The 12,995-nt window shown below is 66.3% G+C and carries 10 protein-coding genes; 9 read left to right on the top strand and 1 reads right to left on the bottom strand.

The features are described 5' to 3' along the window. Positions 1–44: 44 nt before the first annotated feature. Entirely contained in the window at positions 45–1,280 is a 1,236-nt protein-coding gene (locus ACE103_RS31145; RefSeq protein WP_375781219.1) for an RNA polymerase sigma factor, read from the top strand. A gap of 115 nt (positions 1,281–1,395) precedes the next feature. On the opposite strand, the gene ACE103_RS31140 is transcribed toward ACE103_RS31145, so the two are convergent. Further along, positions 1,396–2,247: an N-acetylmuramoyl-L-alanine amidase gene (locus tag ACE103_RS31140; RefSeq protein ID WP_375776163.1), complete on the bottom strand. Its 852-nt coding sequence runs from the start codon at positions 2,245–2,247 to the stop codon at positions 1,396–1,398. 478 nt (positions 2,248–2,725) lie between these two features. Here ACE103_RS31140 and rsmH point away from each other — a divergent pair, with 478 nt between their 5' ends. The 8 genes from rsmH to ftsW all read left to right on the top strand — a co-directional run bounded on the left by rsmH (position 2,726) and on the right by ftsW (position 12,951). After that, positions 2,726–3,721: a 16S rRNA (cytosine(1402)-N(4))-methyltransferase RsmH gene (gene rsmH, locus ACE103_RS31135; RefSeq protein WP_375776162.1), complete on the top strand. Its 996-nt coding sequence runs from the start codon at positions 2,726–2,728 to the stop codon at positions 3,719–3,721. A 2-nt stretch (positions 3,722–3,723) separates the two neighbouring features. Beyond that, positions 3,724–4,176: a hypothetical protein gene (locus tag ACE103_RS31130; protein ID WP_223975427.1), complete on the top strand. Its 453-nt coding sequence runs from the start codon at positions 3,724–3,726 to the stop codon at positions 4,174–4,176. 11 nt (positions 4,177–4,187) lie between these two features. Then, positions 4,188–5,945 carry a peptidoglycan D,D-transpeptidase FtsI family protein gene (locus tag ACE103_RS31125; RefSeq protein ID WP_375781218.1) on the top strand — a complete coding sequence of 586 codons (1,758 nt, stop codon included), beginning with the start codon at positions 4,188–4,190 and terminating at the stop codon, positions 5,943–5,945. Positions 5,946–5,994: 49 nt separating this feature from the next. Next, positions 5,995–7,452 (top strand): UDP-N-acetylmuramoyl-L-alanyl-D-glutamate--2,6-diaminopimelate ligase, encoded by a 1,458-nt coding sequence (locus tag ACE103_RS31120; protein ID WP_375776161.1) that lies wholly within the window; start codon positions 5,995–5,997, stop codon positions 7,450–7,452. Then, positions 7,449–8,882 (top strand): UDP-N-acetylmuramoylalanyl-D-glutamyl-2,6-diaminopimelate--D-alanyl-D-alanine ligase, encoded by a 1,434-nt coding sequence (locus ACE103_RS31115; protein WP_375776160.1) that lies wholly within the window; start codon positions 7,449–7,451, stop codon positions 8,880–8,882. The genes ACE103_RS31120 and ACE103_RS31115 overlap by 4 nt, the downstream gene beginning before the upstream one ends. A 10-nt stretch (positions 8,883–8,892) precedes the next feature. After that, positions 8,893–9,999, top strand: a complete 1,107-nt coding sequence (mraY, locus tag ACE103_RS31110) for a phospho-N-acetylmuramoyl-pentapeptide-transferase (RefSeq protein WP_016846578.1) — start codon at positions 8,893–8,895, stop codon at positions 9,997–9,999. An 8-nt stretch (positions 10,000–10,007) separates the two neighbouring features. After that, on the top strand, positions 10,008–11,408 hold the full coding sequence (murD, locus tag ACE103_RS31105; RefSeq protein ID WP_375776159.1) for a UDP-N-acetylmuramoyl-L-alanine--D-glutamate ligase: 1,401 nt from the start codon (positions 10,008–10,010) through the stop codon (positions 11,406–11,408). A 391-nt stretch (positions 11,409–11,799) separates the two neighbouring features. Continuing rightward, on the top strand, positions 11,800–12,951 hold the full coding sequence (gene ftsW, locus ACE103_RS31100) for a putative lipid II flippase FtsW (protein WP_223975432.1): 1,152 nt from the start codon (positions 11,800–11,802) through the stop codon (positions 12,949–12,951). Positions 12,952–12,995: the final 44 nt, after the last annotated feature.

Here is a 12,995-nt window from a genome sequence, read left to right as displayed (position 1 = left end):
CGGTCGCGTCGCCTGGCGCGGCCGCTGAGCAAAGATTGATGGCCATGACCCCCCGCCAGATCGAGAAAGTCTTCCGCGACGAGGCGGGCCGGGCGCTCGCAACGCTGATCCGTCTCGTCGGCGATTTCGACCTGGCCGAGGATTCCCTGCAGGAGGCCTTCGCGGTCGCGCTCGAACGCTGGCCGATCGGTGAATTCCCCGCCAATCCGCGCGCCTGGCTGGTCAATGTCGGCCGCAACAAGGCGATCGACCGCGTCCGCCGCGCGGTTTCGTTTCGCGGCAAGCAGCAGGAATTGACGCATCAGTTGCTGCTGGATGCGGAGGCATCGCCCGAGCCGGCCGATGCGACGCTCGACGACGATATGCTGAGGCTGATCTTCACGTGCTGCCATCCGTCGTTTGCCGCGGAGGTGCAGGTCGCGCTGACCTTGCGCACGGTGTGCGGCCTGACCACGGCGCAGGTCGCGCGCGCGTTCCTGGTGAGCGAGGACGCGATGGCGCAGCGGCTGTTGCGTGCCAAGCAGAAGATCAAGCTCGCCGGAATTCCCTATGAAGTGCCGGAGCGCGAGGCGCTGGAGCCGCGACTTGAGGGCGTGCTTGCGGTGATCTACCTCGTCTTCACCGAAGGCTATGCCGCGACCGCCGGCGAGGATCTGATGCGGCCCGATCTGGCGCGCGAGGCGATCCGGCTGGCGCGGCTGCTCGACGGATTGATTCCGGCGCGCGGCGAGATCAAGGGCCTGCTGGCGCTGATGCTGCTGCACGATGCGCGCCGCGCCGGTCGCCAGACCGCAGGCGGCGACATCGTGCTGCTCGAGGAGCAGGACCGCTCGCTGTGGGATTTTCAGCAGATTGCCGAAGGTGTGAGGCTGGTCGAGGAGGCGCTGCAGATGCCGGGTCGGCCGCAATCCTACGCGGTGCAGGCCGCGATCGCCGCACTGCATGCGCGGGCGCCAAGCTATGAGGATACCGACTGGCCGCAGATCGCCGGTCTCTATGAGGTGTTGCTCCGCATCAGCCCGTCGCCGGTGATCGAACTCAATCATGCCGCCGCGGTGTCGATGGTCGACGGCCCAGCGCGTGCGCTCGATCTGATCGATGCGCTGGACGCGCGCGGCAGCCTCAAGGGATACGACCAGCTGCCCGCGGTGCGCGCCGATCTGCTGCGCCGCCTCGGCCGCAAGGACGAAGCGCGGCAAGCCTATCTTGCGGCCACCGCCGCGACGCAACTCGAGCCGCTGCGGCGGCTTTATGCGCGCCGGATCGCCGAGATGGGGTGACGCACTAACGTCTCCGCGTCATTGCGAGGAGCGAAGCGACGAAGCAATCCATCTATCCATGGGCGGAGGAATGGATTGCTTCGCTTCGCTCGCAATGACGATGGAGAGACCGAGCTTACTTCGTCGCATCCGGCGGCAAGCTCTCGAGCAGCGCGTGAAGCGTCGCCATGGTGGAACGATCGGCGATCCCGTCGACGCGCTCGGGGCGGAAGTGACGCTGGAACGCGGTGACGACCTCCATGGTCGGGCCGTCGAACTTGCCGTTGGTCGGGATGTTGTAGCCGTAGCGCCGGAACGCGGCCTGCATGTTGGAGACGCTGTCGCTGATCGCGCCGAGCTGCAACGCATCGCCGCGCACGATCGGCACCGGCTGCACCCAGTGCCCGACGCCGGAATTGGCCAGCGAGTGCCAGGGGAATTTCTCGCCGGGATCCTTCTTGCGCCCCGGCGCCACGTCGGAATGGCCGAGCACGCGATGCGAGACCACGTTGCGGCGAAGCATGATGCCGCGGCACAGCGCGATGACGGCCGCGATCTGCCGCAGCGGGAAGTCGGGATAGCCCCAATCGTGGCCGCGGTTGACGATCTCGACGCCGATCGAGCAGGAATTGATGTCGTCCTCGCCGGCCCAGGCGGCGACGCCGGCGTGCCAGGCGCGCTTGCTCTCCGGCACGCATTGCACGATGCGGCCGTCCTCGAGCACGATGTAATGCGCCGAGACCTCGGTGCCGGCGGTGCAGAGCTGGGCGATCGCGCCCTCGACGTCGGGCATGCCGGTGTAGTGCAGCACGATCATGTCGGGCTGCCGGTTGTTGGCGCGGTCGCCGAAATTCACCGACGGGATCACGTCGGAGGCGATCGAGGAATCCGGCGTGAACGTCTCCACGTCGGCCACGCCCTTCGGAACAGGAAGGACGCGCTGACGCTTCGAATCAGCGTTGCCGGACGAGGACGAACCAGAAGCCATACGAATCACTCAAAACCCGAACCAGGAGAAAGCATTTTGACATATGGATAAACAAATAGGCGTTTACTATTCCTTTACCGTGAGGGCCGCCGCAATCGGCCTGCCGGTTCCAGGGTCTGCATGACGGGCCGCGCAATGATGCCCGAAGCGAGGGCCGAGAATATCACTCGAATGCGGATCAAAGTCGTGCGATTCCGCTAACCGATCATCAACGTTTTCTTAACGTTAAGTGCCGTTACTGAGAGGTGAAGTGCCGAACCGGTTTCGGGGGACGGCCAAGGTCCGCTGTTGCGCGAAATCCCATGGAAACCCTCCCAATTCCGGTCGGATATCAGGATTTGCGGCCGAGGACGGGAGTTGGCGCTGGGATCACGCAGCGGCCCTTTACCGGAACAACCAGCGCGAGGATTCGAGACGCAATGAGTCGGCGCGCAGCCAGCTTGCATGCCTGTTACGCGGCCCTGTCCGGGGGCGGCGCATGAGCGAACGTGCTCCCCGTCACATTTCCGTGCTGGGCCGCGAGGCGGTCGCCTATCTCGATCCGCGCGCCGGCGGCATCTATGTCGACGCGACCTTCGGGGCCGGCGGCTACAGCCGCATGATTCTCGATGTCGCCGATACGCGCGTCATCGGCATCGACCGCGACCGCACCGCGATAACCGGCGGCTTCGATCTGGTCGACGGCGCGGCCGGCCGGCTGACGCTGGTCGAGGATCGCTTCTCCAATCTTGCCAACGTCTGCGCATCGCAGGGGGTGGATCAGGTCGACGGCGTCGTGATGGATGTCGGCGTCTCCTCGATGCAGCTCGACCAGGCCGAGCGCGGCTTCTCGTTCCGCCTCGGTGGTCCGCTCGACATGCGAATGGCGCAGAGCGGCCTGACCGCGGCCGATGTGGTCGCCACCGCGTCCGAGAAGCAGCTCGCCGACATCATCTATATCTTCGGCGAGGAGCGACACTCGCGCGGCGTCGCGCGCGCCATCGTCGCCGCGCGCAAGGATGCGCCGATCACGACGACCGATGCGCTCGCCGACATCGTCGGGAAAGTCGTGCGTGCCAAGCCGAACGAGATTCATCCGGCGACGCGGACCTTCCAGGCGCTGCGCATCTTCGTCAATGAAGAGCTCGATGAGCTGCATCGGGCGCTGGCTGCGGCCGAGCGCGTGCTGAAGCCGGGCGGGCGACTCGCCGTGGTCTCGTTCCATTCGCTGGAAGACCGCATCGTCAAGAATTTCCTCACCGAGCGCGGCAAGGTTTCCGGCGGCTCGCGGCATCTGCCGGAAGTGGCGCAATCCGCGCCGAGCTTTCAGATCCTGACCAAGCGCCCGGTGACGCCGGGCGAGGCCGAGATATCGGCCAATCCGCGCGCCCGGTCGGCCAAGCTGCGCGCAGCCGAACGCACCGCGGCGCCGGCGCATGCGGACGACGACCTGCCGTCATGGCCGCGTCTATCAGACCTGAAGCGGGGAGGCTGACGATGCGTCTCCTCCATCTCCTCGTCATCGGTATGCTGATCTTCGCGGCATCCTATGTCTACCGCATCAAGATGGAATCGACCGCGCGCGTCGAACGCGTGCTGCAGCTTAATGCGGAGATCCGCGAGCAGCGCAACGCGATCGCGACCTTGCGCGCCGAATGGGCCAAGCTCGACGCGCCGCTGCGGCTGCAAGGGCTTGCCGAGCGCCATCTGCCGCTGAAGCCGGTCAACGCCAACCAGTATGATTCCCTGAAGAACCTGCCGGAGCGGCCGCCGAGCTTCACGCGGCCCGGTTCGCGCGATCCCATCGGCGCGATGATCGACACCATCGAGGCCGCCGCCGCGCCCGACAGCACGACCGGCTCGATCGGCAAGCCGGCGACCGACCAGCCGGCCGCCGACCAGCCCGCGTCCGCAGAAGATTCCGAGCAGGGCGGGGGAGATCAGCAATGACGGGACCTGCCATGACCGATCCGGCACCCGCCACCAAGCCGGCCGCGAAATCCGCAGAACTCTGGCGCACGCGGCTGATCCGCACGCTGCTGTACGGAAGCAATGTCGACCGCGCCGCGAAGGCGCGCGCGCGCGTCGGTCTTGCGATCCTCGCTTTTGCCGCCGTCTATTGCGTGCTGGCCGGACGGCTGGTGCTGTTCGCGGTCGGCGCCGACAGCCATGGCGCGCGGCGCACCGCCTCGCAGGACGCGATCGCCACCGCCAGGCCCGACATCACCGACCGCAACGGCGAAATTCTTGCCACCGACGTCAAGGCCCCGAGCCTGTTCGCCGAGCCGCGCCGCCTGATCGACAAGGACGAGGCGATCGAGCTCTTGACCGCGGCCTTGCCCGACCTCGACAACAGCGAAGTGCGCGACCGCCTGTCGTCGCGCAAGGGCTTTGTCTGGCTGAAGCGCGAGATCACGCCGAAGCAGCAACTCGACATCCACCGCCTCGGTCTTCCCGGCGTCGGCTTCCTGCGCGAGAACAAGCGCGTCTATCCGACCGGCAACGAGGTCGCCCATCTGATCGGTCTCGTCAACATCGACAACCAGGGCATCGCCGGCATGGAGAAGTGGCTGGACAGCAACGGTCTGGCCGATCTACATCGCGCGGGCTTCGCCACCGACCGGCTGCAGAAGCCGGTGGAGCTGTCGGTCGATCTGCGCGTCGAGCACGCGCTGCGCGACGAACTGATCAAGGCGAAGGAGAAGTTCAAGGCCAAGGCCGCTTCCGGCCTCGTCTCCAACGTGCGCACCGGCGAGATCGTGGCGATGGTGTCGCTGCCGGATTTCGATCCGAACAATCCGAAGGAAGCGCACGATCCCGATCGCATCAATCGCCTGACCACCGGCGTCTACGAGATGGGCTCGACCTTCAAGGCGTTCACGCTGGCGATGGCGCTGGACAGCGGCCGGTTCGATCTCAACTCGATGTGGGATGCGCGCGGCCCGCTGCACTACGGCAAGTTCGCGATCCATGACGATCACAACATGGGCCGAATGATCAACATGAAGGAGGTGTTCTACTATTCCTCCAACATCGGCGCCGGGCGCATTGCGCTGGCGATGGGCGTCGACGCGCACAAGGCCTTCCTGCGCAAGATGGGGCAGCTCGAGCGGCTGCGCACCGAATTGCCGGAGAGCGCCTCGCCGATCGTGCCGAAGAAGTGGGGCGAATTGAACACCGTCACGATCTCGTTCGGTCACGGCATCGCGGTGGCGCCGCTGCAGGCGGTGATGGGCATCGACGCGCTGGTCAATGGCGGCTACCTGATCCCGCCGACCTTCCTCAAGCGCACCGAGCAGGAAGCGATGGCGCTGGCCAAGCGCGTCATCAAGCCCGAGACCTCGGACAAGATGCGCTATCTGATGCGGCTCAATGCCGAGATCGGCACCGCGAAGAAGGCCGACGTCAAGGGCTACTATATCGGCGGCAAGACCGGCACCGCGGAGAAGGTGATCAACGGCCGCTACGCCAAGAAGCGCGTGCTGAACGCCTTCACCGCGATCCTGCCCGCCGACAATCCGAAATATCAGCTGCTGATCATGCTCGACGAGCCGCAGCCCCTGAAGGAGACCTACGGTTTCATCACCTCGGGCTGGAATGCGGTGCCGACCGGCGGCAACGTGATCGCCCGAATTGCGCCGCTTTTGGGCGTTGAACCGCGCTTCGACCTGCCGCCGTCCGACCGCCTTATTCTTGCGGCATCCAGAACAACCCAGTAAGGCGTATCATCACGCGGCGCCAGAACGGCGCCGGCCAGACTGGAAGATCATGAGACTTCGCGACCTCTTCAGCGCCGATGCCACGATCGATCCGAGTGCCGACACGATCGTTGTCGGAGGGCTTGCGGTCGACAGCCGCGCGGTGAAGCCGGGCGACCTGTTCTTTGCGCTGACAGGCAGCAGGACCGACGGCGCGCGCTTCGTCGATGCGGCGATTGCCGCCGGCGCAGTCGCGGTCGCCAGCGACCATCTGCCGCAAGGCCACGGCCGTGTTCCGTTCGTCATCACGCCCAATCCGCGCCGCGCGCTGGCGCTTGCCGCCGCCAAATTCTATCCGCGCCAGCCCGCGACGATTGCGGCGGTGACCGGCACCAGCGGCAAGACCTCGGTGGCGGCGTTCACGCGCCAGATCTGGCAGCGGCTCGGTCACTCGTCTGCGAGCATCGGCACCATCGGCCTCGTCTCGGACAAGCGCACCGTCTACGGCTCGCTGACCACGCCCGATCCGATCGCGCTGCATCGCCAGCTCGACGAGATCACGGGCGACGGCGTCACCCATCTCGCCTTCGAGGCGTCCTCGCACGGCCTCGACCAGTATCGGCTCGACGGCGTGCGCATCGCCGCCGGCGGCTTCACTAATCTGTCGCGCGACCACATGGATTATCATCCCGACGTCGCGCACTACCTGAATGCAAAACTCCGTCTGTTCCACGATCTCGTCGCCGATGGCGGCGACGCCGTGATCTCGGCCGATCATGATTGCTCACCCGAGGTGATCGATGCGGCGCGGGCGCGCGGCCTGCGCATCATCACGGTCGGCCGCCACGCCGACGCCACCGAAGGCATCAAGCTTACCGATGCCGAGATCGAAGGCTTTGCCCAGAAGCTTATGATCGAGCACCGCGGCCGCAAGCACGCGATCCGGCTGCCGCTGGTCGGCGAATTCCAGATCGAGAACGCGCTGGTCGCGGCGGGCCTTGCGATCGGCACCGGTAGCGCCGCCGATGACGTGTTCGGCACGCTCGAACATCTCGAAGGCGCCAAGGGCCGGCTCGAATTCGTCGGCGAGCACAATGGCGCGCCGATCTTCGTCGACTACGCCCACAAGCCCGATGCGCTCGCCAAGGCGCTGCAGGCGTTGCGGCCCTATGCGAAGCGCAGGCTAGTCGTGATCTTCGGCGCCGGCGGCGACCGCGACGCCGGCAAGCGCCCGATCATGGGCGCGATCGCTGCCGAGAATGCCGATCACATCATTGTCACCGACGACAATCCGCGCAGCGAGAAGCCCGAGGCGATCCGCGCCGCGATCATGGCCACCGCAAAGGGCGCGCGCGAGATCGGCGACCGCGCCGCCGCGATCCGCGCCGGGATCGCCGGTCTCGAGCCGGGCGATGCTTTGGTCGTGGCCGGCAAGGGCCACGAGGTCGGGCAGATCGTCGGCAGCACGACGCTGCCGTTCAGCGATCATGAAGCGGTCGCGAATGCATTGGCCGAGGAGGGCGCATGAGCACGATGTTGTGGACCTCGGATGCGATGGCGCAAGCGATGCGCGCCGCCACGCAAGGCACGCTGCCGGATGGGGTGACCGGTCTCTCGATCGACAGCCGCACCATCGCGCCGGGCGATGCGTATTTTGCCATCAAGGGCGACGTCCATGACGGCCATGCCTTCGTCGCGGCGGCGCTGAAGGCCGGCGCCGGCCTCGCCGTGGTCGAAGCCGCGCAACGCGACAAGTTTCCTGCCGACGCGCCGCTGCTGGTGGTCGATGACGTCCTCGCCGGCCTCGTCGAGCTCGCGCATGCCTCGCGGGCGCGGCTCAAGGCGCAGATCATCGCTGTGACCGGTTCGGTCGGCAAGACCTCGACCAAAGAGGCGCTGCGCCGCGTGCTGTCGGCGCAGGGCGAGACCCATGCCTCGGTGGCATCCTTCAACAATCACTGGGGCGTGCCGCTGTCGCTGGCGCGCTGCCCGGCGAGCACGCGCTTTGCGGTGTTCGAGATCGGCATGAACCATGCCGGCGAGATCACGCCGCTGGTGAAGATGGTGCGGCCGCACGTCGCTGTCATCACCACGATCGAGCCGGTGCATCTGGAGTTCTTCTCCGGCATCGAGGCGATCGCCGACGCCAAGGCGGAGATCTTCGCGGGGCTGGAGCCCAATGGTGCGGTGGTGCTCAACCGTGACAACGCCCAATTCACGCGGCTGCAGAAGCACGCGAAGAAGGCCGGCATCTCGCGCATCGTCTCGTTCGGCACCGACAAGCGCGCCGAGGCGCGGCTGATCGACCTGTCGCTGCACGCGACCTGCTCGGCGGTGCATGCCGATATTCTGAACCATGACATCACCTACAAGATAGGCATGCCCGGCCGCCACATGGCGATGAACTCGCTCGCGGTGCTCGCGGGCGCCTCGTTGCTCGGCGCCGATATCGCGCGCGCGGCGCTGTCGCTGTCGCAGCTCGAGGCCCCGACCGGCCGCGGTCTTCGCCGCACGCTCGAGGTCGGCCATGGCGAGGCGACGCTGATTGACGAGAGCTACAACGCCAACCCGGCCTCGATGGGCGCCGCGCTCAACGTGCTCGGCCAGGCCCAGACCGGGCCGCACGGCCGCCGCATCGCCGTGCTCGGTGACATGCTCGAGCTCGGGCCGACCGGGCCCGACCTGCACCGCGGCCTCAACGAAGCCGTGACCGCCAACCGTATCGACCTCGTATATTGTTGTGGTCCGCTGATGCGGAATCTGTGGGATGCCCTTTCCACCGGCAAGCGGGGAGGCTATGCCGAGAGTTCGGCGGCGCTCGAAGCGCAGGCGGTCGCCGCGGTCCGTGCCGGTGACGTGATCATGGTGAAGGGCTCGCTGGGATCGAAGATGAAGCTCATTGTCAGCGCGCTGGAAAAACGCTTCCCCGACAAGGCCGCGCACGAAGAAGCGGTATAGGACTTTTTGAATGTTCTACTGGTTGATCGAACTGTCCAACACCGTTCCGGGGTTTGGGGCATTCCGCAGCGCTCTGAACGTGTTCCGCTACATCACCTTCCGCACCGGCGGCGCGATGGTGACCGGCGCGCTGTTCGTGTTCCTGTTCGGGCCCTGGATCATCGATCATCTGCGGCTGCGGCAGGGCAAGGGCCAGCCGATCCGCACCGATGGTCCGCAGTCACACCTGATCTCCAAGAAGGGCACGCCCACCATGGGCGGGCTGATGATCCTGTCCGGGCTCGTGGTGTCGACGCTGCTCTGGGCCAACCCGCTCAATCCCTATGTCTGGATCGTGCTGGCGGTGACGCTCGGCTTCGGCTTCGTCGGCTTCTATGACGATTATCTGAAGGTCACAAAGCAGTCGCACAGCGGCTTCGCCGGCAAGCTGCGGCTGCTGATCGAGGCGGCGATCGGGCTTGCCGCCACCTACGCGCTGGTCCGGCTCGGGCGCGATGTGTCCTCGACCTCGCTCGTGATTCCGTTCTTCAAGGACCTCGTGATCAATTTCGGCTGGTTCTTCGTGATCTTCGGCGCCTTCGTGATGGTCGGCGCCGGCAACGCGGTGAACCTCACCGATGGCCTCGACGGCCTTGCCATCGTGCCGGTCATGATCGCAGCCGCGAGCTTCGGCATGATCTCGTATCTGACCGGCAACGCGGTGTTCTCGGATTACCTGCAGATCAACTACGTCGCCGGCACCGGCGAACTGGCGGTGCTCTGCGGCGCGGTACTTGGCGCAGGTCTCGGCTTCCTCTGGTTCAACGCGCCGCCGGCCTCGATCTTCATGGGCGACACCGGCTCGCTCGCGCTCGGCGGCATGCTCGGGGCCACCGCGGTCGCGGTGAAGCACGAGATCGTACTCGCCGTGATCGGTGGCCTGTTCGTGCTGGAGGCGGTCTCGGTCATCGTCCAGGTCACCTCGTTCAAGCTCACGGGAAAACGCGTGTTCCGGATGGCGCCGCTGCACCATCATTTCGAGCAGAAGGGCTGGACCGAGCCGCAGATCGTGATCCGGTTCTGGATCATCTCGGTGATGCTGGCGCTCGCCGGCCTCTCGACCCTCAAGCTGCGCTGAGCGCCATCATGACCCCGGTCACCTCCTTCTCGGGCAAGACGGTCGCAGTCTTCGGGCTCGGCGGCTCCGGGCTTGCGAGCTGCCAGGCGCTGAAGGCCGGTGGCGCGGAGGTGATCGCGGCCGACGACAGTGCCGACAACGTCGCCAAGGCGGCGCAGGCCGGCTTCACCACCGCTGATCTGCGCACGGTGTCGTGGGCGAATTTCGCCGCGCTGATCCTGACCCCCGGCGCGCCGCTGACCCATCCGGCGCCGCACTGGAGCGTGCTGATGGCGCGCGAGGCTGGTGTCGAGGTGATCGGCGACGTCGAACTGTTCTGCCGCGAGCGGCGCCGTCACGCACCGAACGCGCCGTTCGTCGCCATCACCGGCACCAACGGCAAGTCGACCACCACGGCGCTGATCGCGCATCTGATGAAGGTGGCCGGCTACGACACCCAGATGGGCGGCAATATCGGCACCGCGATCCTGTCGCTGGAGCCGGCGCGCATGGGCCGCGTCCACGTTATCGAGATGTCGTCCTACCAGATCGACCTCGCGCCGTCGCTCGATCCCTCGGTCGGCATCCTGATCAACATCAGCGAGGACCACATCGATCGCCACGGCACGCTGCAGCATTACGCCGCGGTCAAGGAGGGGCTGGTCGCGGGCGTACAGCAGGGCGGCACTGCGATCGTCGGCGTCGACGACGGCTGGTGCCGCGACATCGCGGACCGGCTCGATCGCGCCGGCAAACGCGTCGTGCGCATCTCGGTGAAGAACCCGCTGCCCGACGGCCTCTATGTCGAGCACGAGACCATCGTGCGCGCCCAGGGTGCAGCGCGCAGCGAGATTGCGCGTCTCGGCGGGATCGGCTCGCTGCGCGGCCTGCACAATGCGCAGAACGCGGCCTGCGCCTCGGCCTGCGCGCTGGCGATGGGGATTGCGACCGATGTGCTGCAGAACGCCCTGCGCAGCTTCCCGGGTCTCGCGCATCGCATGGAGCAGGTCGGCCGCCGCGGCAACGTGCTGTTCGTCAACGACTCCAAGGGCACCAACGCGGATGCGGCCGCGCACGCGCTGTCGTCGTTCGCCGATATCTACTGGATCGCCGGCGGCAAGCCGAAGGCCGGCGGCATCACGGGCCTCACCGGCTATTTCCCGCGCATCCGCAAGGCCTATCTGATCGGCGAGGCGGCGGCTGAATTCTCCGGGACGCTCGGCGACCGTGTCGCGCATGAGGTGTCCGGCACGCTCGACGTCGCGATCGCCAGCGCCGCGCGCGATGCCGAGGCGTCGGGGCTCGCAGAGGCCGTCGTGCTGCTATCGCCGGCCTGCGCCTCGTTCGACCAGTACCGTAATTTCGAAATCCGCGGCACCGCCTTCCGCGACATCGTCCAGACGCTGCCGGGTGTGAAGCCGGTGGTGTGAGAGCCTGCAGAATTGTAGGATGGGTAGCGTAGCGAACCCATCAGATCGCGCCACGCATTCGCTGTCGTCCCGGCCTAGTGCGCGATTGCGCACGGGGGCCGGGACCCATAACTCATCGTCGTCCTGGCGAAAGCCAGGACCCATTACCCTAAATCTCAATTGTTGCGCGACGCTGGGGCCGCCATCCTCTTCATCATTGAATCCGGTGGTTATGGGTCCTGGCTTTCGCCAGGACGACGGCTGTGTGAGGCGACCGCATGCCCGGATGGCGACACCGGAGGCGCCGCGGGCCTCCCAAATCCACCTCCCTCAAAAGTTACCCAACCCGTTAATCCCTTGGAAACCATCCTGCGCCACGAATGAACGTTATCTCTGCCATCTGGGGACGCCCATGCTCGCCCGTGACCAACGCACCCCGTTCTCGGACTGGTGGTGGACCGTCGACAAGCTGCTGCTTGTCGCGATCGCCGCGTTGATGCTGGCCGGCGTCATCCTGTCGCTGGCGGCGAGCCCGCCGGTCGCGACCCGGATCGGGCTCGATCCGTTCCACTTCTTCAACCGCCACGTCATGTTCCTGGTGCCGTCGCTGATCGTGCTGATCGGGGTGTCGTTCATGACGCCGCGGCAGATCCGGCGCACTGCGCTGATCGTGTTCGCGGTCTCGATCGTGCTGATCGTGCTGACGCTGCTGATCGGGCCCGAGGTCAAGGGCTCGCGGCGCTGGATCACGTTGCTCGGCGTCAACATCCAGGCTTCCGAAGCTGCCAAGCCCTCGTTCGTGATCGTCGCGGCCTGGCTGTTTGCGGAATCGACCAAGCGGCCGGAGATGCCGGCAACCTCGATGGCGCTGGTGCTCTTGATGATGCTGGTCACACTGCTGGTGATGGAGCCCGACTTCGGCCAGACCATGCTGATCCTCACCGTGTGGGGCGCGCTGTTCTTCATCGCGGGCATGCGGATGATCTGGGTGTTCGGGCTCGCCGGCGCTGCCGGCGCCGGCCTGTTCGGCGCCTATCTTTTGGTGCCGCACGTCGCAGGTCGCATCAAGCGCTTCATGAATCCGGCTTCCGGCGACACCTTCCAGGTCGACACCGCGATGGAAGCGTTCTGGAATGGCGGCTGGTTCGGGCTCGGGCCGGGCGAGGGCATCGCCAAACGCAGCCTGCCGGACAGCCACACCGACTTCGTGTTCGCGGTGGCGGCGGAAGAGTTCGGCATCATCCTCTGCCTGATGCTGGTCGCGCTGTTCGGCTTCATCGTGATCCGCACGCTGACCCGCGCCTATGCCACCGAGGACATGTTTTCGCGCTTTGCGGCATCGGGGCTTGCGATCCTGTTCGGTGTGCAGGCGACCATCAACATGGCGGTCAACCTGCAACTGATCCCGGCCAAGGGCATGACGCTGCCGTTCATTTCCTATGGCGGCTCCTCGTTCGTCTCGCTGGCCTATGGCGTCGGCATGATGCTGGCGCTGACGCGGCAGCGGCCACGCACCGAGATCGAATCGATGGAAGGCGCCAGCGCTCGGCGCGCCTATGCATGAAGCTTCCCATCGTCATTGCGGGGAGCGCCATGGATTGCTTCCGC

The organism is Bradyrhizobium sp. ma5, from assembly GCF_042258955.1.
In the GTDB taxonomy this organism is placed as follows: Bacteria; Pseudomonadota; Alphaproteobacteria; order Rhizobiales; family Xanthobacteraceae; genus Bradyrhizobium.
This window is presented reverse-complemented; position numbering and strand designations above follow the sequence as displayed.